19 protein-coding genes are annotated in these 21,712 nt (G+C 70.2%); 10 read left to right on the plus strand and 9 right to left on the minus strand.

The features are described 5' to 3' along the window. Positions 1-2 precede the first annotated feature (2 nt). A complete protein-coding gene (locus tag FVQ89_RS09600) occupies positions 3-542 on the minus strand; it encodes a hypothetical protein (RefSeq protein ID WP_147901742.1) in 540 nt (179 codons plus the stop codon). A 91-nt stretch (positions 543-633) separates the two neighbouring features. On the opposite strand from FVQ89_RS09600, the gene FVQ89_RS09605 reads away from it, so the two are divergent. Next, positions 634-1,452: a carbon-nitrogen hydrolase family protein gene (locus tag FVQ89_RS09605; RefSeq protein WP_147901743.1), complete on the plus strand. Its 819-nt coding sequence runs from the start codon at positions 634-636 to the stop codon at positions 1,450-1,452. Positions 1,453-1,470: 18 nt separating this feature from the next. Here the strand turns inward: FVQ89_RS09605 and FVQ89_RS09610 are convergent, their stop codons facing one another. The 3 genes from FVQ89_RS09610 to FVQ89_RS09620 all read right to left on the minus strand — a co-directional run bounded on the left by FVQ89_RS09610 (position 1,471) and on the right by FVQ89_RS09620 (position 4,091). Continuing rightward, entirely contained in the window at positions 1,471-2,085 is a 615-nt protein-coding gene (locus tag FVQ89_RS09610) for an HdeD family acid-resistance protein (RefSeq protein ID WP_147901744.1), read from the minus strand. 30 nt (positions 2,086-2,115) lie between these two features. Beyond that, complete coding sequence (locus tag FVQ89_RS09615; protein ID WP_147901745.1) at positions 2,116-2,760, minus strand: TetR/AcrR family transcriptional regulator; 645 nt, start codon at positions 2,758-2,760, stop codon at positions 2,116-2,118. A gap of 125 nt (positions 2,761-2,885) precedes the next feature. Further along, the gene (locus FVQ89_RS09620; protein ID WP_255513533.1) at positions 2,886-4,091 is read right to left on the minus strand and encodes an aminotransferase class I/II-fold pyridoxal phosphate-dependent enzyme; all 1,206 of its coding nucleotides are present in this window, start codon (positions 4,089-4,091) and stop codon (positions 2,886-2,888) included. A gap of 113 nt (positions 4,092-4,204) precedes the next feature. On the opposite strand from FVQ89_RS09620, the gene FVQ89_RS09625 reads away from it, so the two are divergent. Further along, the gene (locus FVQ89_RS09625) at positions 4,205-5,767 is read left to right on the plus strand and encodes a S1C family serine protease (RefSeq protein WP_255513534.1); all 1,563 of its coding nucleotides are present in this window, start codon (positions 4,205-4,207) and stop codon (positions 5,765-5,767) included. 153 nt (positions 5,768-5,920) lie between these two features. After that, complete coding sequence (locus FVQ89_RS09630; RefSeq protein WP_147901747.1) at positions 5,921-6,967, plus strand: glycosyltransferase family 2 protein; 1,047 nt, start codon at positions 5,921-5,923, stop codon at positions 6,965-6,967. A 9-nt stretch (positions 6,968-6,976) separates the two neighbouring features. Here FVQ89_RS09630 and FVQ89_RS09635 read toward each other — a convergent pair whose 3' ends face one another. Continuing rightward, a complete protein-coding gene (locus tag FVQ89_RS09635) occupies positions 6,977-9,763 on the minus strand; it encodes a CDP-glycerol glycerophosphotransferase family protein (protein ID WP_255513535.1) in 2,787 nt (928 codons plus the stop codon). A gap of 148 nt (positions 9,764-9,911) precedes the next feature. Between FVQ89_RS09635 and FVQ89_RS09640 the strand changes: the two genes are divergently transcribed. Next, entirely contained in the window at positions 9,912-11,213 is a 1,302-nt protein-coding gene (locus FVQ89_RS09640; RefSeq protein ID WP_147901749.1) for a CDP-glycerol glycerophosphotransferase family protein, read from the plus strand. Here the strand turns inward: FVQ89_RS09640 and FVQ89_RS09645 are convergent. Then, entirely contained in the window at positions 11,210-12,016 is an 807-nt protein-coding gene (locus FVQ89_RS09645) for a hypothetical protein (protein WP_147901750.1), read from the minus strand. The genes FVQ89_RS09640 and FVQ89_RS09645 overlap by 4 nt on opposite strands. 131 nt (positions 12,017-12,147) lie before the next feature. On the opposite strand from FVQ89_RS09645, the gene FVQ89_RS09650 reads away from it, so the two are divergent. The 4 genes from FVQ89_RS09650 to FVQ89_RS09665 are packed head-to-tail and all read left to right on the plus strand — an operon-like array spanning position 12,148 to position 16,452. Then, positions 12,148-13,113, plus strand: coding sequence for a hypothetical protein (locus FVQ89_RS09650; protein WP_147901751.1), 966 nt, complete (start codon positions 12,148-12,150; stop codon positions 13,111-13,113). Next, entirely contained in the window at positions 13,110-14,291 is a 1,182-nt protein-coding gene (locus tag FVQ89_RS09655; protein ID WP_147901752.1) for an acylneuraminate cytidylyltransferase, read from the plus strand. The genes FVQ89_RS09650 and FVQ89_RS09655 overlap by 4 nt, the downstream gene beginning before the upstream one ends. Next, a complete protein-coding gene (locus FVQ89_RS09660) occupies positions 14,288-15,160 on the plus strand; it encodes an N-acetylneuraminate synthase family protein (RefSeq protein WP_147901753.1) in 873 nt (290 codons plus the stop codon). The genes FVQ89_RS09655 and FVQ89_RS09660 overlap by 4 nt, the downstream gene beginning before the upstream one ends. Positions 15,161-15,189: 29 nt before the next feature. Further along, the gene (locus tag FVQ89_RS09665; RefSeq protein ID WP_147901754.1) at positions 15,190-16,452 is read left to right on the plus strand and encodes a DUF6716 putative glycosyltransferase; all 1,263 of its coding nucleotides are present in this window, start codon (positions 15,190-15,192) and stop codon (positions 16,450-16,452) included. On the opposite strand, the gene FVQ89_RS09670 is transcribed toward FVQ89_RS09665, so the two are convergent. The 3 genes from FVQ89_RS09670 to FVQ89_RS09680 are packed head-to-tail and all read right to left on the minus strand — an operon-like array spanning position 16,437 to position 18,749. Then, entirely contained in the window at positions 16,437-17,183 is a 747-nt protein-coding gene (locus FVQ89_RS09670) for an ABC transporter ATP-binding protein (RefSeq protein WP_147901755.1), read from the minus strand. The two genes, FVQ89_RS09665 and FVQ89_RS09670, sit on opposite strands and share 16 nt — an antisense overlap. Beyond that, positions 17,183-18,004 (minus strand): ABC transporter permease, encoded by an 822-nt coding sequence (locus FVQ89_RS09675; protein ID WP_147901756.1) that lies wholly within the window; start codon positions 18,002-18,004, stop codon positions 17,183-17,185. The genes FVQ89_RS09670 and FVQ89_RS09675 overlap by 1 nt, the downstream gene beginning before the upstream one ends. 52 nt (positions 18,005-18,056) lie before the next feature. After that, entirely contained in the window at positions 18,057-18,749 is a 693-nt protein-coding gene (locus FVQ89_RS09680) for an NTP transferase domain-containing protein (protein WP_147901757.1), read from the minus strand. A 372-nt stretch (positions 18,750-19,121) separates the two neighbouring features. Here FVQ89_RS09680 and FVQ89_RS09685 point away from each other — a divergent pair, with 372 nt between their 5' ends. Both FVQ89_RS09685 and FVQ89_RS09690 read left to right on the plus strand, forming a co-directional pair. Continuing rightward, the gene (locus FVQ89_RS09685) at positions 19,122-20,126 is read left to right on the plus strand and encodes an ABC transporter ATP-binding protein (RefSeq protein WP_255513536.1); all 1,005 of its coding nucleotides are present in this window, start codon (positions 19,122-19,124) and stop codon (positions 20,124-20,126) included. Further along, positions 20,102-21,703 (plus strand): hypothetical protein, encoded by a 1,602-nt coding sequence (locus FVQ89_RS09690; protein ID WP_147901758.1) that lies wholly within the window; start codon positions 20,102-20,104, stop codon positions 21,701-21,703. The genes FVQ89_RS09685 and FVQ89_RS09690 overlap by 25 nt, the downstream gene beginning before the upstream one ends. Positions 21,704-21,712 lie beyond the last annotated feature (9 nt).

Consider the following 21,712-nt stretch of genomic DNA (forward strand, 5'->3'; position numbering starts at 1 on the left):
GCTCAGTAGTAGAGCAGCGCCTCGTCGATCGACATGAACACGGTGTCGATCTGGTCGTCGCTCGGCGAGAAGGCGACGAGCGGACCGTCGCTCGAGACGCCCACGATCGCATCCTCGGGGAAGAACATGGAGTAGTACTCGCTGTCGCGGTAGGCGTCGAGCTGCTCCTCGGTGACGTCGAAGTCCCAGTCGCCCGATTCCGGATGCACGTAGTCGAGGGCGAGCGCCGCATCCACGGGCTCGACCTGGGCGTCGGCCTCGCTCGCCGCGATGACCACCCGCACCGGGTCGGTGAATCGCGACTCGAGGCTGTCGGCGTCTCCCGCGTCGAACGCTGCGATCACCTCGGCGCGCAACTCGGCAGTCGGATCGCCGACGGGTTCCGGGTCCGGGTCGGGATCCGCGGCGGTCGCGCTCGGCGCCGCGGCGGGCGGTGTGCTCTCGGAGGGGCCGGGGATGTCGGTGGAGCACGCGGTGAGCACGCCCGCGATGGCGACCGCGATGAGCCAGAGGGCGGGGGTGGAACGTGAGCGCAGGGGCACGGTGCACCTCGATCTTGCGGTGGTGGTTGCCTGATGCTAGCTGAGCCGGGCGACATCGGGCAGGCCCCCGTCGAGGCGTAGTGTGACCGTTATGAACGCCGAGGACACCCCCTTCGCGGTCGCCGTCGCCCAGTTCGCTCCCGGGGATGACACGGCCGCCAACCTCGACGAGATCTCCCGTCTCGCGGTCGACGCGGCCTCGCGCGGCGCGATGCTCGTGGTGTTCCCCGAGTACTCCTCCTACTTCACCCCGACGATGGGCGCCGACTGGGTGGAACATGCGCAGACCCTGCACGGCCCGTTCGTGCGGGGGCTCGCCGAGATCGCCGCAGAGCTCGGCATCCATCTCGTCGCGGGCATGCTCGAGGTCGTCCCCGGTGAGCCCGAGCGGGCCGCGAACACGATCGTCGCGCTCGATCCGAGCGGTGAGCTCGTGGCCCACTACCGCAAGACGCACCTGTACGACGCGTTCGGGCAGCGGGAGTCGGACTGGATCGTCGCAGGCCCCGTGGAGGACCCCCGCACGTTCGAGGCGGGCGGCTTCACCGTGGGCCTGCAGACCTGCTACGACGTGCGCTTCCCCGAGGTCACGCGGCGACTCGTCGATGCGGGCGTCGACCTCGTCCTCCTGCCGAGCGAGTGGGTGCGGGGTCCGCTCAAGGAGTCGGCGTGGCGCACGCTCGTCACGGCGCGCGCGATCGAGAACACTGTCTACGTCGCCGCGGCCGACCAGGCGCCGCCGGTGGGTGCCGGAAACAGCATGGTCGTCGACCCGATGGGGGTCGAACTCGCCACGATCGGCGAGGCGACCGATGTGGCCGTTGCGTGGATCTCGCCCGCCCGCATCCGCTCGGTGCGCCACCTCAACCCGGCGCTCGAGCTGCGCCGGTACCGCGTCGAGCCGCGCTGAGTCGCGTCTCCTCGGTTCTCAGGCGCTCGCGAGCGCCGCACCGGCCGCCGAGCGTGCCTGGATGGCGACCACGATGAGCACGATGCCACCGAGCACCGCATACGCGCCGAGCACGTAGATGAGGCCGACAAGGGCCGCGAGCGGCGTGGAGAACAGCAGGATCGCGAGCAGCACGCCGAACAGGATCGACAGCGCGCCGAACACGATCCCGAGCGTCTTGCGTCCGCCTCCGGCCATCGACGCCGCCGCCGGGATCGAGAAGATGCCGCCGATGATCGCCCACACCGCGACGATCCAGAGCAAGACCAGCAGGGCGAATGCGCCCGCGAGGAGCGGGAAGATGAGCACGAGCACGCCCGCCACGATGCCCACGATGCCGATCGTGAGCAGCCAGCCCCAGCTGCTGTCCTCCTTGCGGATCGAGATCGCGTGCATGATGTTCACGACGCCGTCGACGACGGTGTAGATCCCGAAGACCCAGAAGACGGCCCCTGCGGTCGCGACCGGCCAGATGAAGGCCAGGATCCCGAGGATCACGGCGAAGATGCCCCGCAAGAGCACGAGCCACCATACGGACTTGATGAAGCGGCTGACCTGGATGACGTCGTCGGTCGACATGGTGGTGGTCTCCATCCCGGCGACATTCGCGCCGTCGGGGCGAGCCTAGCGAGGCAGCGCGCCGGCGACCAGAGACTCCGCGAAACGGCGGAAGACCTCCTTGCCCGGGGAGGTGTCGGTCACGTCCGCGTCGACGCCGCGCTCGAGCAGCATCGCGAGCGCCGAGCACACCTCGTCCAGCCCCGCCCAGGGCGCCGTCAGCGAGACCCCGTAGCCGAGCGATCGCACGAGCGCCACGACGGCTTCCGCGTCGACGTCCTCCCGGACCATACCCGCGTGCTGCAGCGCCGGCAGCAGCTGCGGGTGGATGGAGAGCTCGGGGATCGAACCCATGCCATCCAGCGCGCTGACAATCTGCGCGATGCCCCCCGGCGCCATGAGGTGCAGCGCCCGCAGCAGGGGGCGCTCGTAGATACCGCAGATGACATAGGAGAAGATCCGCGATGCGAGCCCACCGCGCGGGTCGCGTTCGACATTGTCGGAGACGGAGGTGACCGCCTCGAGCATCTCGCGCGCAAGAAGCGCTTCGAACACCGACTCGAGGGTCGGGTGCTGATCTTCGACGACCGCACGGGCGATGCCTGTCCGGCTCGCGATGGAGCCGTGGGTGAGCGTGTCGACGCCGTCTGAGATGAGGATCTCGGCTGCCGCGTCGAGGATCCGGTCGGACGTCGGGATAGTGGGCTGCATGTGGTCCGCCTCGGGTGCAATCAGTGGTGGTGCGGAGCGGTGATGCGAGGGTTTGGGCACAGCTTATGCGCGGAATGAAACGTTCTGTGAACCCCCTTCGGGGGTGGCCCGTGGGGGTCCGCCGATCAGTCGACAGCGCCCCGGAGCCCGGCGAGGCGATGTGCCGCCTCATCCAGAACCTCGAGGCGCTTGCAGAACGCGAATCTGACGAGCGTACGGTAGCCGTCGCGTCGCTCGGGGGCGACGAAGGCGCCGAGCGGCACACCGACCACCCCCGCGAGCTCGGGGAGGCGGCGGCAGAACGACTCGGCGTCGGTCACGCCGAGCGGGGCCGCATCCGCGATCACGAAGTATGAGCCGGCGGGGCGCGAGACCGCGAAGCCCGCCGCGCGGAGGCCCGCCGAGAGGACGTCGCGACGCTGCTGGAGTTCCGCGGCGGCTCCGTCGAAGAACGCATCGGGCAGATCGAGCCCGCGCGCGATCGCGGGCTGGAACGGGGCGCCGTTGACGTAGGTGAGGAACTGCTTCACCGCGAGGATCGCATCCCGTACCGGAGCAGGCGCGGTCAGCCAGCCGATCTTCCACCCCGTGGTGCGGAAGGTCTTTCCCGCGGACGAGATCGACACGACCCGCTCACCAGCGCCCGGTCGTGTGGCCGCAGGCACGTGGCGGACGCCGTCGAAGACCAGATGCTCGTAAACCTCGTCGGTGACGACGTACGCGTCGAACCGATGCGCGAGCTCGATCGCCACATCGAGGAACGCCGGCTCGAGAACGGTGCCCGTCGGATTGTGAGGGCTGTTGAGCAGGATCACTCGGGTGCGCTCGCCGACCGCGGCCCGGAGGGCGTCCGGATCCGGCTGGAAGTCGGGGGTCGCGAGAGGAACCGCGACGCGGCGGCCACCCGCGAGCGCGATGAGAGCGCCGTATGCGTCGTAGCTCGGCTCCAGCACCACGACCTCGTCTCCATGGCCGACGAGAGCGAGCAGAGTCGCGGCGATCGCCTCCGTCGCCCCGGCCGTGACGAGCACCTCATTCTCGGGGTCGACCTCCAACCCGTAGAACCGCCGTTGGTGGCGAACGATCGCCTCCCGCAGCTCCTGGGTGCCGAGGCCCGGCGGGTACTGGTTCACACCGTCGGCGATCGCTGCACGTGCGGCGTCGAGCACCTCCGTCGGGCCGTCTTCGTCGGGGTATCCCTGCCCGAGGTTGATCGCGCCCGTGCGTGCCGCGAGGGCGGACATCTCGGCGAAGATCGTCGGACGCGGATCCCCATGCTCGTCGAGCAGGAACGCGCCGCGTGCCGCACGCCGCCAGGGTGATTCGCTCACGCCTCACACGCTATCGGGCAGGTCACAACGACGCCGAAGTAGGCTCCCAGGGACGACTTATGGTTCGTTCAGCTTCGAGTTGGAGCCTGGCGGAGCTGAAAGGAGCACCACCCATGTCTGAGACTCCGTCGTCCGAGACGCCCACACCCGAGGACGGCGCGCCCGCCGCGCCGCAGCCCACCGCGGAGTTCCCTCCGCCCGCTCCGATCGTCGCGCCCGCCGACCAGCCCGCGCCCGTCGCGCAGCCCGTAGCCGAACCCGTCGCACCTGCGGCGGAGTCGGCTCCCGCACCGCAGCACGCGCCCGCAGTGCAGTCCGCCTTCGTGCCGCCGTCGACGCAGCACGCGCAGCCCACCGAGCCCCTCCCGCCCGCAGGCCTGGTTCCTCCGTCGTTCGCTGCGGCGCCTCCGGCTGCACCCCCCGCGTCGCCCTCTGCTGCCACCGGGCAGCCCGAGTCCCGACCGCGATCGATCATGGTTCCGGTGATCGCGGCGGCCGTGGTCGCTGCCCTCCTCGGAGGTGGCGCCGGCGCCGGGGTCGCCGCGTGGGCGATCACGAGCCAAGACGACACCACGACCGCGAGCTCCGCCGGTTCCAACCAGACGATCACCGTCAACAACCCCGACAGCGTGGATGTCGTCACGGCTGTCGCGGCGAAGGCTGCACCGTCCGTCGTCACGATCTCCGTGACCACGTCGAGTGCAGGAGGCACCGGATCCGGCGTCATCCTCAGCGAAGACGGCTACGTGCTCACGAACACGCACGTGGTGACCCTCGACGGCGAGTCGGCCGACGGCACGATCGAGGTCACGACCTCCGACGGGCACATCTACTCCGCGGAGGTCGTGGGGCTCGACCCGATCGTCGATCTCGCGGTCCTGAAGCTCGATGGCGCCTCCGGTCTCACTCCGATCGAGTGGGGCGACTCCGACTCCCTCGACGTGGGCGACCAGGTGATCGCGATCGGCGCACCGCTCGGCCTGTCGAACACGGTGACCGACGGCATCGTCAGCGCGCTGGATCGCAGCATCCAGATCGCGTCGTCGGCTGTTCCGGACGACACGACCGGCGACAGCGACAGCACGCCCGACGACAACCAGAACGGCGGCCAGGGTCCGTTCGACTTCTGGAACTTCGACGACAGCCAGGGCCAGAGCGGCAGCTCGAGCACGAGTTCGACGATCTCGCTGCCCGTCATCCAGACCGACGCGGCGATCAACCCGGGTAACTCCGGCGGAGCCCTCGTCGACTCCGAAGGCCGCCTGGTCGGCATCAACGTCGCGATCGCCTCGACCGGTTCGAGCAGCTCGAGCCAGAGCGGATCCATCGGCGTGGGCTTCTCGATCCCCGCGAGCCTCGCGCAGCGCGTCGCCGAGGAGATCATCGCCGACGGCGAGGCCACCCACGGCCTGCTCGGCGCGAGCGTCACGACTGCGACCTCCTCCGAGTCGGATGTCGTGGGCTCGGTGATCCAGGAGGTCACGAGCGGCGGCGCGGCGGCGGCGGCCGGACTCGAGGCCGGAGACGTGGTCACGAGCTTCAACGGCCACCCGATCACGAGCAGCACCGATCTGACCGCTCAGGTGCGGGCGCTCGCCGCCGGCAGCCAGGCCGAGCTCGTGTATCTGCGTGACGGAGAGTCGCACACCGTGACGGTCACGCTCGGTCAGCTCTGACCTGACAGATCCCGAGAGGGGCGCAGGCGTCGCGACGGCGCCTGCGCCCCTCTGTGTGTGCGGCGCATGTGTGTGGCGCATGCATGCGGGGCGGGCATGGGGGATTGCTAGGCTCGTCGGCGCCGCGATCCACGCGGTGACTCGGGAGGACGGATGGCCGACGCACCCGACGCGACCCCCGGGGTCTCGTACGTGATGCCGGTGCTCAACGAGGTGGGATACCTCGCGGCGGCCGTCGAATCGGTGCTCTCGCAGAGCTACGACGGGCCCGTCGAGGTGATTCTCGCCCTCGGACCATCGACCGACGGCACGGCGAAGGTCGTCGAAGAGCTCGTCGCCCGCGATGAGCGCATCCGGGTGGTCGAGAACCCGGGCATGGACATCCCCATCGGCCTCAACCTCGCGATCGCGGCCGCCCGGCATCCCGTCGTGGTCCGGGTCGACGCGCACACCGAGCTCTCGGACGGGTACACGCGGCTGGGCGTCGAGGTGCTCGAGCGCACCGGTGCGGCGAGTGTGGGCGGCGTGATGGTCGCGGAGGGCCGGCCCGGGGTGCAGGCGGCAGTGGCGCGTGCCTACAACAGCCCGCTCGGGCTCGGGGGAGGCGCCTACCACCGCAGCGATGCGCGCGAGGGCCCCGCGGAGTCCGCGTACCTCGGCGTGATGAGGGCCGAGGTGCTCCGCAGCGTCGGCGGGTACGACGAGACCGTGCGTCGTGGCGAGGACTGGGAGCTGAACTTCCGCATCCGGGAGTCCGGACACCGCGTGTGGTTCGATCCGCGGCTGCGGGTTCGGTACTGGCCGAGATCGAGTTGGGGCGCGCTCGTGCGCCAGTTCTGGGCCACGGGCGTGTGGCGCGGCGAGCTCGTTCGCCGCCTCGGCACGCGGAACTCGTTGCGGTACTTCGCTCCTCCCGTGCTGGTCGTCGATCTGCTGCTGTGTCTCGTGCTCGCGCCGCTCATGATCGCGGGGGTGGTCTCCGGCTGGCCGGCATGGCTGCTCTCGCTCGCCTATCTCGGGCCGCTCGCATACCTCGTGATGCTGGTGGTCGCCGCAGTCGGATCGCACGGCGGTCTCGCCGACCGCCTCCGTTTCGCCTACGCGCTCGCCCTCATGCACCTGAGCTGGGGCTCGGCGTTCCTCGTCGGCGCCACCCGGGGTGCACGCGATGCCGTCGACACCTCGCGCACCGAATCCTGACGGCGCGGCTCAGAGCCATCCCGCGTCGGTCATGCGGCGGACGACACGCATGCCCGCTGACCCGTCGTCGAGCGGGGTGAAGCGCTCCCGCCAGCGCGCGGCTTCCGCCCGGTAGCGCTCGCGGATCAACTCGACATCGGCGATCGCGTCGGCGAGTTCCTCACGGGTGCGCACCACGGGGCCTGGCGCCTCGGCGAGCAGGTCGAAGTAGAAGCCGCGCAGGTCGGAGCTGTAGTGCACGAGGTCGGGCGTGAAGAAGATGATGGGCCGTCCGGTCGCCGCGAAGTCGAACATCACCGAGGAGTAGTCGGTCACGAGGACGTCGGCGATCTGGAGCAGCTCGGCGACGTTCGGGTAGCTCGTGACGTCGATGAGCCGCTCCGCCTCGAGGTCGCGTCCATAGCGCAAGGTGCGCGAGTGGCCGCGGACGAGCAGCACGTGGTCGTCGCCGAGGTCGGCCGCGAAGCTCGTGAGGTCGAGATAGTCGACCATCTCGGTGCGGTCGTCGCGCCAGGTAGGCGCGTAGAGCACCACACGCGCATCCGCCGGGATGCCGAGCGTGCGCCGCACGGACGACGCATCGGATTCTGAGACCAGACGGTCGTTCCGCGGGTAGCCCTCGTCCCAGGTGGGGCGGGCGAACGCATACGCGGAGGCGAAGATGCGGGAGGCGTACGAGTTCTGGGTGAGCAGCGCGTCCCACCGGGCGCTCTCTCGGCGCACGGCGATCCTCGTGCGCAGGCCGACCCCCGCCCGGTCGAGCGCGAGACGCTTCAGCATGGTTCCGTGCCAGGTCTGCAGCACATGCTGGTGCGGACGTCGGCGGTAGCGCTTGCGCAGCCAGTCGTTGACGATGAGCACCCGCGCCGATCCGCGGACGCGCCACCACTCGCGGCTTCCCTCGACGAGGCGCACGTCGCCCTCGGGAACCGCCACCGAGCCGTCGGCGACACTCCAGTACCGGGTGACGTCGGGATGCATACGCCGGAGCATCTGGGCGATTCCGGCGGGATTGCACGACGCCGACTGCCCGTAGAAGCTCTCGAGGAAGACGGCCCGCTCGGGCTCGGGTGTGCCGCGGCGGTAGGCGCGTTCGAGGCGCTTCTGAGCGCGCGGCCCGCGTTCGTCGTCCGCGAGAGGCGCGGAGACATGCAGAACGAGGCCACCCGCGTGCCGCACGAGCTCCGCGTGAAACAGCGGATGCGTGAGCTTCGCGGGCAGCGCTCCGGCGACCTCGAGGCGGCTCGTCGGCACCTCACCCTCGAGCCGGACGCGGTAGCTGCCCGAGGGCAGGGCGAGACCCGGCGTGCCCCAGCGCTCGCCGAGCAGGGGGAGCTGGACCTCGATCCGTGTCGTCGCGTCTGCGGCGGCATCCACTCGCGCCCGCGCGCCTTCGAGGCGCACCGACGTGACCTCGCGCACCGGATCCTCGATCGCGAGACGGAGCACGGGCGCGTCGTGCGCCTCGTCGAACTGTGCCTCGACGACCCGCGCGCGGGACATCGGCGCATCGACCGCAGCCGGAAGGCGGGCGCCGTGCCCGGTCCGCTCCAGGATCTCGCGCAGGACGCGATCTGCCGCATGACCTTCGGGGTAGTCGATGTGCTCTTCGCGCAGCCACCGGCTGTGGCGGGCGATGCGGCGACCGAGCGAGGACTCCGCCCCCGCGTCGAGGTGCTCGAGCACGTGCGGCCATCGCGTGACGTACCGGTCGTCGCTGAAGGTCCGGTAGTTCTCATACAGCCCACGGGCCCGGGCGTAGCGCTCGACGTCCGGCGCGAGGAAGATCACCGGTCCGCCGGTGAGGGCGTAGTCGTACGCGATCGACGAGTAGTCCGTCACGAGCGCGTCGATTCCGGGCAGCACGGGCGTGACGTCGACGATGCGGTCGCCGCCGAGCAGCCGTATGCGGTCGGAGGCGGCCGTGCCCCCCGCGTAGTCGCCGATCCCGAGCGGATGCGCGCGCACGAGCAGCACCGCGTCGCGCGCGTCCAGCCAGCGGGCGATCAGCGCCCAGTCATCGGAGGTCGGGACGCCGGGGTCGGGTGCGCCGTCGCGCCAGGTCGGGGCGTAGAGGATCACGCGCGAGTCCTCCTCGAGCGGCCCGACCGCGTCCGCGAGCCGCGCCCGCGCCGCCGCTCGCTGCGCGTCCGGGTCGATGCCCTTTCCGGAGTCGAGCAGGGCGTCGTCGCGGATGTCGCCGACCGCCACCACGCGATCCGGGCGCACTCCGAAGGCCGAGACGATCCGCGGGGCGACGAGCTCCGAGGCCACGGGGAAGAGTGAGATGCCACGCCCCGCGAACCGGTAGGCGCGCCTCAACAGCGCGCGCACGAGCCGATGATCCGGCACCCCGCGGATGCGGAGGGTCGCGGGGGAGTCGAGGTGCAGCTTCTTGAGCGGGATGCCGTGCCACAGCTGCACGACGAACGCGCGCGAGGTCGCGTAGCGGTTCGCATCCCCGAAACCGTGCGTGACCACGACCACGCGGGCGCGCAGCGTCGCCCAGAAGCCGCGGGCCGAGTGCTTGAGCACGGCGTCCATGCCGCGCCCGCGCGCATCGGCGCACTCCGCCTCGGACGACGCCAGCCACACCATCCGTGTCTCGTCGCCGAGCAGCTCGGTCGCCCGGAGGTAGAGCGGCAGCGCTCCCTCGCCGAGGCCGATCCCCGATCCGAACACCCACAGACGGGAGCTGCGGGGCACCAGCAGCGCGGCGAGCGCCCCGAGCGCGTAGAGGGGCAGACGGAGCAGCTTGCGGGCGTTACCGGCGCCGAAGGTGAAGGTCGCCGACACGGTCCCGATTCTGTCACGCGTGGGAGCGGCGACGAGGCATGCGCGGCGCTGCAACCGAACGATAACGATGCCCCGCATCCGCCGATCCGGTCCGGGGGCGGCTGCTGTAATGGGGAGGGCGCCGTGTGCGCCGAGGAAGGAAGCACGGATGGGGATCGCCGCCGACCTGCGCGCTGCACGACGGGTGATCCGCAACGCGATGCGCTCCCGACAGACCTCGCGCGAGCTGGCCCGCCGCATCGCCGAGCACGGGGCGGGCGAGCCGTCCGAGGTCGACATCGTCGTCTACTTCGCCGACACGCGGGTGAATCTCTACCAGATCCGCCAGTGGTACGCCCCGCTCGCGGAGCTCGCACGAACCCATCCGGTGACGATCCTGACGCGCAGCCCGGGTGCGACGCTCATCCTGCAGGACGAGGCGCCCGTACCCGTGGTCTACCGGCGCAAGGTCACCGATCTGGAGGCGTTCGTCGGGCGCCATCGCGTGCGCATCGTGTTCTACGTGAACCAGAACATGAAGAACTTCCAGATGTTCCGGTACGCCCGCATGTGGCACGTGTTCATCAACCACGGCGAGTCCGACAAGATGTACATGACCTCCAACCAGTTCAAGGCGTACGACTACGCGTTCGTCGCCGGGCAGGCCGCGATCGATCGCCTGTCGCACAAGCTGTGGGGGTACGACGTCGCGCGCAAGGCCATCCCGATCGGCCGGCCGCAGGCCGACCACTTCGCGGGCGAGGTTCCGTACCCGGATGACGATCGCACGGTCGTGCTGTACGCGCCCACCTGGGAGGGCGACCGCCCGGCGGCCGCCTACGGCTCGATCGCGTCCCACGGTGTTGCGATCGCGGAGGCGGTGCTCGCGTCGCCGCAGTACCGGCTCGTCTATCGCCCGCATCCGCGGTCCGGGGTCATCGACCCGGCATACCGCGCGGCGAACGAGCGGATCATCGCCGCGATCGCGGCAGCGAACACCGCCGAGCCGACCGCGCATCACGTGTTCGACGACGGCCCGCAGCTCGGGTGGCAGCTCGCCGACGCGGATGTCGCCATCACCGACATCTCGGCGATGGTGTACGACCGCCTCGCGGTCGGCAAGCCGATCCTCGTGACCCGGCCCTCGTCGCCGCTCGCCGAGGTCGACGAGACCGGATTCCTCGGATCCGCCGAGTGGGTCCACGCCGCGGACGCGCCCGGCATCCTCGCCGAGATCGACCGGGTGCTCCACGACGAAACCGCACTCGACAGCCTCGCCCACTGGTCGTCGCACCACTTCGGCGACACCTCGCCGGGCGCCGCGACGGCGCGGTTCCATGCCGCCGTGGAGCAGCTGATCGCCGAGTGGGACCGCCACGCCGCCGTTCACGCCGGTGATCGGCTCACCTCTGAGTCCGATCCGTTCGATCAGGATGAGGACGACGAGGGTTTCCCAGCATCCGGTGACTAGTCGTCGCTGACGCGCGTGATGGCCTTCCGTCGCGCGGCGATGCGGCGGATCCCACGCACGGGGTCGCCGCTCACTGACGGCCGCGGCTCGGTCTCCGGCGGGAAGAACCTCGGGGGCGGTCCGAATGCCGTGCGCGCCGTCGCGACGACCCGGCGCCCCAGCAGCTGATTCGCGGTACCACCGACCACCGCACCGACGCCGAACGGCAAGACCCGCCCGACGATGCCGCCGCCCGCCGTCGCCAGCAGGCGGGGCAGGTAGACGGTGCGGACGCGGTCCATGAACTGGGCGACCACCGTGCGGGGGAGGTTCTTGGCGATGAGCGCGCCCCAGAACTCGGTGCGCCCCTTCGCTTGCCCGGTCGCCTGCCCGGCAAGCTGGCCGAGCAGTTCCTGTGCCGGCCCGCCGATCACCATCGCGAGGACGAGCGCCCGTGCGCGGTCGGGGTCGTCGACGGGGATGCCGTGCAGCTCCGCCACCGATTGCGCGAACAGTGCAGTCGCCTCTAGAAACAGCACTGTCTCGGCCCCCGAGAGCGCGAGAGCCGCACCGGTTCCCACCGCGGGCACTGCGGCCGCGACACCGACTCCCGCGCCACTCGTCGTCACGGTGGCGAGGTAGCGGCGCTCGAGGGAGCGCAGCACCTGCCACGGTGCGGCATCCGGATGGCGTCCGCGGACGGCGCGCAGATGGGCGAGCACGACCGGCCGATGCACCGACATCACGCGATCGAGGATCGCGTCGACACGCGCCCCGGTGACGGACGGCGCCGGTTCGCTCGGTGCGTTGCTCGGCTCATCCATCCCCTCACGCTACGTCGGGTGAGGGGCTGACACCATGCCGCCGGGAATTCACCCGGCGACCCCCGCGCGTTCACCGCTCGCTCGTCGCCCGCTCACACGCGCGCCTCAGGCTCGCCCGAAGGAGGGCCGGAATGGTGGAGCGTGCGAACGACGAGCGCGCCCGTGCGGCCGTCGCATGGGTGGAGTCGCCGCTGCAGCTTCTCGCCGCAGCGGAGTGGGCCCATCGCCATCGTACGCGCACCGGAGGCACCACTTCCGTGATGCTGCGGATCACCGATCCTCACGTTGTCTCCGCGGCCGAAGAGCTTCGTCGCATGGGCGCCCCCTTCGTCCGGTTCGAGCCGTACGTCGGGATCCCCTGGGCCCGCCTCGCCGGATCGCGGCACTGGGTCGTCGGGGATCCGATGTCGGGGCAGTTCCGTGCGGCTCTGAGCGTGCTGCCCTCGCCTCGCCGGGTCTCTCTCGTGGACGACGGATCGATGATCGTGCGCGCCATGGCCGCCATCGCAGGCGAGACCCACTACTCGCGCCCCGGCCACGCCGAGTCGCGGATGAAGACGGTGCTGGGCGAGTTCGCCGGCGCCCGACTGCGTCGTCTCGCTCACGAGCGCCGACTCGAGCTGTTCACCGCCTTCCCCGCAGCGCTGCCCACGGCCGAGCGTCTCGGCGCGACGATCGCGATCGACGAATTCGCGTGGCTCCGCGACGCCGCGGCGCGCGGTCTCGCTCCCGAGATCGACCTTCCCGGAGAGCGACTCGTGCTGGGCACCGCACGTGTCGTCGACGGGCAGCTCTCCGCTGAGGACCACCTCCGATGGGTCGCGCGACTCGCTCGCGACGAACCCGTCGGCTACCTCCCGCATCGCCGGGAGGCCCCGGAGCAGCTCGCAGCAGTGGCTGCGCTCCCGGGCGTCACGGTCGTGCGCACCGGCCTGCCCGTCGAGATAGCCCTTGCGGGGGCCAGGCGCCCGCTCGAGATCCACGCGCTCCCGACGAGTGCGACGACGACGCTGTCCGCGGTCCTGCGGGGGAGCGGCAGCGTCATCCGGACCGGCAGCATCCCGACCGCGTCCGGCCACGGAAGGACGCCCGCATGAGCGAGACCGTCGCGATCATCCCTGCGCGGGGCGGCTCGCGGGGCGTGCCCCGCAAGAACGTCCGCCGGGTGGGCGGGGTGCCGCTCATCAGCCGTGCGGTTCGGACGGCGACGGCGGCACGCGGAATCGATCGCGTGGTGGTGACGACCGACGATCCGGAGATCGCCGCCCACGCAAGCGCCGCCGGAGCGGAGATCGTCGATCGTCCGGCAGAGATCGCAGGCGACACCGCCAGCTCCGAATCCGCGATCGATCACGCCCTCGAGGTGCTCGCCTCGCGCGGAGTCGACGTGGGGATCGTCGTGTTCATTCAGGCGACCTCGCCGTTCATCGAGGCGCGAGACATCGCGGGGGCCGTGGATGTCGTGCGATCCGGGGATGCCGACGTGGTGTTCTCCGCGGTGCCGTCGTGGGGCTTCCTCTGGCGACCGGCAGCTGACGGGCGCGGGGTCGAGGGGGTCAACCATGACCCGTCCCACCGGCCGCGTCGGCAGGAGCGCGACCCGGAGTACCTCGAGACCGGCGCCTTCTACGTACTGGACGCCGACGGATACCGTGCCGCCCGCCACCGCTTCTTCGGGGTCGTCGAGGCGGCGCTCGTCGCCGAGGCGGGGTCGATCGAGATCGACACCGAAGAGCAGCTGCGTCTCGCCGGGATGATCGCCGTCGAGTTCGAGCGCGGCACACCGATCGGCGTCGACGCGGTCGTCACGGACTTCGACGGTGTGCACACCGACGACCGGGCTCTTGTCGGCGAAGACGGCAGCGAGTTCGTCACCGTCAGCCGCTCGGACGGGATGGGCGTCGCGCGCCTCGTCCGCGCGGGAATCCCCGTGCTCATCCTCTCCACCGAGCGCAGCAGGGTGGTCGCCGCGCGCGCACGCAAGCTCGGAGTCGAGGTGCGGCACGGCCTCGACGACAAGGCGGCGGCGCTCGCCGAGTGGGCGGCGGATGCCGGGATCTCGCTCGAGCGGATCGCCTACCTCGGCAACGACGTCAACGACCTCGGATGCCTGGAGCTCGTGGGTTGGCCCGTCGCCACCCCGGGCGCCCACCCGCTCGTGCAGGCCGCCGCCCGCACCGTGCTGGAACGCGCGGGAGGCGACGGCGCCGTCCGTGAGCTCGCCGAGCGCGTGCTGGCCGATCGATCCACCCCACGAGAGGACTCACGCGGATGAGCATCACCATCGGTTCCCGGGACGTCGGTCGCGACGCACCCGTCTACGTGATCGCCGAGATCGGACTGAACCACAACGGTGACGTCGACCTCGCGAAGGCGCTCATCGACGTCGCCGCGGATGCCGGCGCGCAGGCGGTGAAGTTCCAGAAGCGAACCCCCGAGATCTCCACTCCGGAGCACATGCGCGACGTGCGGCGCGAGACGCCCTGGGGCGAGATGAGCTACCTCGAGTACCGCTACCGGGTCGAGTTCGATCGTGAGCAGTACGTCGAGATCGGCGACTACGCGACGCTGCGCGGGCTCGACTGGTTCGCCTCCCCGTGGGATGTGCCAGCCGTCGGCTTCCTCGAGGATCTCAATGTGGTGGCGCACAAGGTCGCGTCGGCGTCGCTCACCGACCACGAGCTCCTGCGAGCGCTCGCCGACACAGGCAAGCCGATCATCCTGTCGACCGGCATGTCGACGCTCGAGCAGATCGATGCCGCCGTGCGGATCCTCGGCACCGAGCGGCTCGTGCTCATGCACGCCACCTCCACCTATCCGCTCCCGCCGGAGGAGGCGAACCTGCGGATGATCGCGACCCTCGGCGATCTCTACCCGGGGGTGCCGGTCGGGTACTCGGGTCACGAACGCGGGCTCCAGATCTCGCTCGCCGCGGTTGCGCTGGGTGCGGTCGCGGTCGAACGGCACATCACCCTCGATCGGACGATGTGGGGGTCCGACCACGCGGCCTCGCTCGAGCCGACCGGGTTCGACCACCTCGTGCGCGATATCCGCATCATCGGGGAGGCGCTGGGCGACGGGGTCAAGCGCGTCTTCCCGGGTGAGGTCGCGCCGATGGAGAAGCTCAGGCGGGTGACGGTCTGAACGGCCCGCACCTCGAGCCGGATCGGCCGATGCGCGTCGTTGCGATCGCCGACAGCGACTCGTACGTCAAGTGGGCGGCGGCGACGCTTGCCGCGCTTCCCGACGACGTCGAACGCTCACTCGTGATCGTCGACACACGTGCCGCGCCGAGCGCGACCCAGCGGAGCGCCGCACTCCACGGCAGCGGGATCGGGTCGGACGACGTGACCCTCGCCACCCTTCCTGAGTTGCGCCGAGTCATCGCCCCGCGAGGCGCCGACGTGGTGCTCGTCGCCACGCGCGGCCCGCAGGCGCGCGTGCTGCTGCGCGAGCTCGCGAAGCTCGACCCGAGGCCGGTGCTGGTGAGCGGGATGCCGGGCATCTCGGTGCCAGCGACGCGGAAGGCCCTCATCTTCCGGCACCAGGCCGATCTCTTCGTCGTCCACAGTCGGCGCGAGGTGCGCGAGTTCCGGGTCCTCGCCCGTGAGCTCGGGGCGGATCGCGCCATCGCGATGGCCGCTCTCCCGTTCGCCCGGGAGTCGGTGGCGCAGCAGGCGGAGGGGGAGGACCTCGTCTTCGCCGTCCAGTCCGTCGTGCCGGCCGAGCTCGACGACCGACGGGCCGTCGCGCGGATGCTCATCGCTGCGGCGGAGGACGACCCCGGCCGCCGCGTCGTGGTGAAGGTCCGCGCCATGGGCGCCGAGCGGCAGACCCACGACGAGCGGTTCCCGATCCCCGACCTCATCGCAGCGGAGCTCGAGGGACGACGGATGCCGCAGAACCTCGTCGTGTCGGGCGAGCCGATGTCCACGGCGCTGGAGCGTGCCCACGGCCTCGTGACCGTGAGCTCCACCGCGGTGCTCGAGGCGATCGCACGGCGCATCCCGGTGATCGCGCTCGATGACTTCGGTATCTCCCCGGTGCTCATCAACGAGGTGTTCCGCGGGAGCGGACTTTTCGGGGGAGCGGATGACGTCGTGGCGCGCCGTTTCCGCCACCCCGACCCGTCGTGGGTCGACGACAACTACTTCCACGCGCCCGCACAGGACGACCTCGTGCCGCGTCTCCGTGAGCTCGTCGAGGCCCGCCGCGCAGGCGAGCTCGCGCCCCGTGCCGCGCAGCCCCTCTGGGGTGGTGCCCTCCGTCTGCGGTGGCAGCGGATGCTGGCGTTCCCAGACAGCGAGCCGCGGTCCGTCCGTGTGGCGCTGCTCACGGTCGGTGTGCCCGCCCGCGCCGGTGCGGTGCTCGTGCGGCGTGCGCGTCGCGCGGTGCGCGCGTACCGCGGACGCCTGATCGATCAGACGGTGCCGTAGTCGGCGTTGTACCGGTCCACGACCTCGCGGATCGACGCGTCGAGCACGAGGGCGCCCTTGTCGAGGTAGAGCCCGCGCGTGCAGAACCGCAGCAGATCCCGCTCGCTGTGCGAGACGAAGAACAGGGTCCGTCCGCCCGCGAGCAGCTCCTCGATGCGGCGGTAGCACTTCTCACGGAAGGCCTTGTCGCCCACCGCGAGAACCTCGTCGACGAGGATGATCGGCTCCTCCAGGCGCGAGATCACCGCGAATGCGATGCGCACCTTCATGCCGCTCGACAGGTGCTTGTAGGGGGTGTCGACGAAGTCGCCGATCTCGGCGAAATCGATGATCTCGGCGAAGCGCTCGTCGATCTCCCGCCGGGTCATCCCGTGCAGCCCCGCCGTGAGGTACACGTTGTCGCGCACCGAGAGGTCGTTGACGAAACCGCCGGTGATCTCGATGAGCGGCGCGACCCCTTCGCGGACTTCGACGGCGCCCTCGTCTGCGTAGACGACCTGCGCCACGAGCTTCAGCAGGGTCGACTTACCCTGGCCGTTGCGGCCCACCACGCCGATCGCCTCGCCCGCGCGCACCTCGAAGTCGACCCCTCGCAGTGCCCAGAACTCGCCGGGCCGGGTTCGACGGTTGCGGCCCGCGAACAGGTCCTTGAAGCTCCGGCGCGACGAGCGGTTGCGCTTGTACCGGATCCCGGCGCCGCGGACGGCGATCACGATGTCCTCGTCGGCCATCAGATCTCCTTCAGCACCGTGCGGATGGTGCGCGAGAACACCGCGGTACCGATGGCGAGCAGTCCCAGCGAGATCACCGCGGCGATCCCCACCGCGAACCAGTCGAGCTCCTGCGGGAAGAACGCCGCGCGGTAGAGCGAGAAGATACCGGTCAACGGGTTGAAGGCGCCCCAGAAGTGGAAGTCGATGGGGGTCGTGGGCAGGTCGCGGATGCCGTAGATGATGGGCGAGGCGTAGAAGACGAATCGCAGGGCGAGCTTCACGGCACGCTCGAGGTCGCGGAAGAACACGACGAGGGGCGCGACGATCAGGCCGATGCCCACGGTGAGGATCGTCTGCAGCACGATCGCGAGGATCGACCACAGGGCTTCCGGATGCAGCTGCGCCGGGTCGTCCGTCCACAGGCTGAGCACCGCGAACACGACGAGCACGGGGATGCTCGCGAGGAACTCGATGCCCTTGGAGAGCACCAGTCGCGTGACCCAGATGGTGCGGGGGATCGTAGTGGAGCGGATGAGCTTGGACTCGCGGGTGAACGCGCGCGTGCAGTCCGACACGGCGCCGGTGAACCACATCCAGGGCAGGAGCCCGCTCAGCAGGAACACGAGGTACGGCTCGTGTCCGACGCCGCGGTGGAAGATCTGCGTGAAGACGAACCAGTAGATCGCCGCCATGACGAGCGGGTCGAGGATCGACCAGAAGTATCCGAGGAACGACGTGGAGTAACGGACTTTGAGATCGCGAGTGGTCAGCAGCCAGAGCGAGCGCCGGTAGCGAGTGAACGGCGACCAATCGCGTCGGGACAGCGCGGCAGAGGTCACCGCAACAATCTAGCCGGGTGAGACGCCGTGGATGCTCGCGGCACCGCCGAACTCAGACGAAGAGGTTGGCGCGCTCGAGGTCTTCGGCGAAGTCGATCTCGACCGCGTAGAGGTCGCTGATGTCCACCGGCTGGAAGCGGACGCCGTCGTGCTCGATCGCGAGCTCGATTCCGCGCTCGAAGTAGTCCTGCGCGTCCACGCGCTGCAGCTGGCGCACGAGCGCCGCCTTGTCGCGGCTCGAGACGAAGTTGATCCCGACGGCCTCGCCGAGCCCGTCGCGGACGGTCTTCGACAGCTCGCAGATGTGGCCGGTCTCGTCGATCGTGTACTTGACCTCTTCGTCCGACACCTTCGAGGTGTTGACTGTCACAAAACTCTGGTCGCGCGCGATGAGATCACCGGCGCGCACGAGCGCCTCCGGGTCGAAGACGACATCGCCGTTCATCCAGAGCACGCCGCCGTCCTTCGTCGCCTGGAGGGCGCGGAGGAGGCTCTTGGAGGTGTTCGTCTGGTCGTACGCCTCGTTGTAGACGTAGTCGACGTGCGGGAACGCCTCGATGATGTGCTCGAGCTTGTAGCCCACGACGGTCGTGATCGACACGTCGCGACCGAAGGCCTGGTGGATGTTGTCGTGCTGCTGCCCCATGATGGTGCGGCCGTCGCCGAGCTCGGTCAGCGGCTTGGGCAGTGAGCGGCCCAGTCGGCTGCCCATGCCCGCGGCAAGGATGACGATCTGGGTGGTCACGGGGTCTCCTCGGTGGTGTATCGAGCCCCACGAGGCAGCGACGCCATCCGCGTCAATGCTGCCGGGGCAAAGTTCAGGACACGCCATCGTGCTTTATGGATTTTAGCGATGGACGCCGGGAAGTCACGGTCCGTTTACCTGTTGTTCCCGTTTTGTGATGAGTCTTCCAGGCGTTGCCCGGGGTGCGGATCATCCTCGGGATTGATCTCTGTGCCCGCCGGCTGAGCGGACCTCCGCTGTTGATACGGTGAACCGGTGGAGTCAGAGCCCACCACCCCCGCATCCTCCCCCCGGCGACCGTCCGGCACGTCTGCGTGGCGTGGTTCCGCTTCCGTAGCCTCTCGTTCACGAAGCGGTCGGCCTCGGGTCGATGTGTCGCGCCCGCGCGCCGTGGTGGATGCAGAGGCCAAGGAGGCCGCGGCAGCGCTCGCCGTGGTCGAGGCGGCTGAGGCGGCTGAGGAGATGCTCGTGGCCGAGGGGCCCGACGTCGAGACTTCGACGCTCGACCCTGCGCCCGCCGAGGTGCTCGAGCCTGCACCCGTTCCCGCCCCGAAGAAGCGGCCGGTGCGCCGAACTGCAGGTGCCCCGCCGGTGGCGGAGACGACGTCGGAGACGTCCGAGCTCGCGTTGGCGGTGACCGGCCTCACGAAGTACTTCGGCGATTCGCCGGCCGTCGACGGGATCGATCTCGAGGTGAAGCCCGGATCCTTCTTCGGCGTGGTCGGCCCGAACGGCGCGGGGAAGACCACGACGTTGTCGATGCTCACGGGCCTTCTGCGCCCCGATGCGGGCGTGGTCCGCGTGTTCGGTCTCGACGTGTGGGACAACCCGGCACTCGCGAAGCGCACCATCGGTGTGTTGCCCGATCGTCTGCGTCTCTTCGACCGTCTGACCGGCGCCGAGTTCCTGCACCATGCGGGAACCCTGCGCGGACTCGATCGGATGACGACCTCGCAGCGGGCAGCGGACCTGGCGGTTGCGTTCGGCCTGGAGCATTCGCTTCACCGGCTGGTGTCGGATTACTCGGCCGGCATGACCAAGAAGATCGCGTTGGCCGCCGCGATGATTCATGCTCCGCGATTGCTCGTGCTCGACGAGCCGTTCGAGTCGGTGGATCCGGTGTCGACGTCGCGGGTGCTCGATGTGCTGCGGAAGTTCACGGCAGCAGGCGGAACCGTGGTGCTGTCGAGTCACAGCATGGAGCTCACCGAGAGCGTGTGCGATGCCATCGCGGTGATCGTGGACGGCCGGGTTCTGGCCGAAGGGCCGACGGCGGAGCTTCTCGAGGGCCGCAGCCTCGAGGAGCGGTTCGTCGAGCTGGCCGGTGGCGAGGCGGCGGTGGAGGGCATGGAGTGGTTGCACAACTTCTCCGACTGAGGCTGCGGGTTCTGCTCAACGCGTTCCGGCGTCCGCCGGGGCAGGCCTTCGGGCTGGCGGTCGTGCTGGTGCTCGCGGTGGTCGGCGCCGCCGTGTTGTGGTTTGCCGCCCCGGCGCTCACAGACACCGACGGACCGTTCGCGATCAGCGCGACCGTGGTGATCGGGTCGTGGCTGGTGCTGGCCTCGTTGCTGCTTCCGTTGATGCTGGTGCGCCGCGAGGATCTGCCCCCGCGGGCGTTCCTCGGGTATCCGATCTCGTCGGCCGCCGTGTGCGTGGCGCTCTTCGTGTTCCTCATCGTGGGGCCTGGGATCCTCATCGTTCCGATCGCTTTCGCGCCGGTGCGGGCGTGGTCGGATCCGCTTTCCGTGCAGATGGCGTGGGCCGCTGCTCCGCTGCTTCTGCTGCAGGGGCTGCTGACGATGTCTCTCGCCCGTCGGGGTGGGGTGGCGCTTCGGCGGCGGCCTCGGCTCGGACGGCTGGTGCGGGTCGTCGGCACGGTCGTTCTGATCGTCGTGGGGGTCGCGGCGCTGCTCGAGATCGCTCGACGTGTTCCTGAGCTCCTCTGGGTTGTCCGGCTCGGTCGGCCGTTCTACGGCATGGTGGGCGGTCTGGTCGACGCGCTCGCGTTGACGCCGTTCGGGATGCTGTGGGCGGCGCCGGGAACTGCCACGAGCTGGGTGGACGATCCGGCCGCGGGGTGGCGCATGATCGGCGCGGGGGCCGTGCTGGTCGTGGTGCTCGCGGTCGCGTGGTTCGCGATGACGGGCGCGCAGCTCTCGGCTACGCGGCGGCATCCGCGTCCGCGGCGGGCACGCGCGCCTGGCTGGTTCCGGCGTTTCCCGGCGACGTCGGCCGGGGCGATCGCGGGGCGTTCGTTCACCTACTGGGTGCGCGATCCGAGGTATCTCGCGATCTTCGTGATGATCCCTGTGATCCCGGCGCTCATGCTGCTCGCCTTGTGGGTCGGCGGGGTGCCGTTCTCGATCTCGGTGCTCGTCCCGCTGCCGGTGCTGACGCTTCTGGTGGCGTGGTCGACGCTGCACAACGATGTGGCGTACGACTCGACGGCGGTGTGGCAGCATGTCGCGTCGCCGACTCAGGGCGCGGCCGATCGTTCGGGCCGGGCGGTGCCGGTGCTCATCTGGGGCACCTTGCTGTTGGCGGCAGGCATTCCCTTGACCGCGTGGGGGCACGGCGCGACGGATGTCGTCGTCCCTCTGACGGGCGTGTGCGTGGCTCTGCTGCTCGGCGGTGTCGGCATCGCGAGCGCGTTCTCGGCGCGTTTCCCGTATGCCGCCCCGCGTCCGGGGGATCGCGCGTGGCAGTCTCCGCAGGTGCCGGGCAGCCAGGGCGGTGTTGCTCAGTCGATGTCGATCCTGCTGACGTTGCTGGTGGCTGCGCCCGCGTTGGGGGCGTCGGCGTTGTGGTGGCTGCATGGCGGTTTCTGGGGCTGGGTGGCGCTGGCTGCGGGTGTCGGGGCCGGTCTGACCGCGTATGCGGGTGGTCTTCGTGCCGGGGGTGCGACGTTCGACCGTCGCGGGCCGGAGCTGTTGGCGTTCACGTCGCGCAACTGAGGCCTGCGT

It is taken from the genome of Homoserinibacter sp. GY 40078, from assembly GCF_008017545.1.
GTDB lineage: Bacteria > Actinomycetota > Actinomycetes > Actinomycetales > Microbacteriaceae > Homoserinibacter.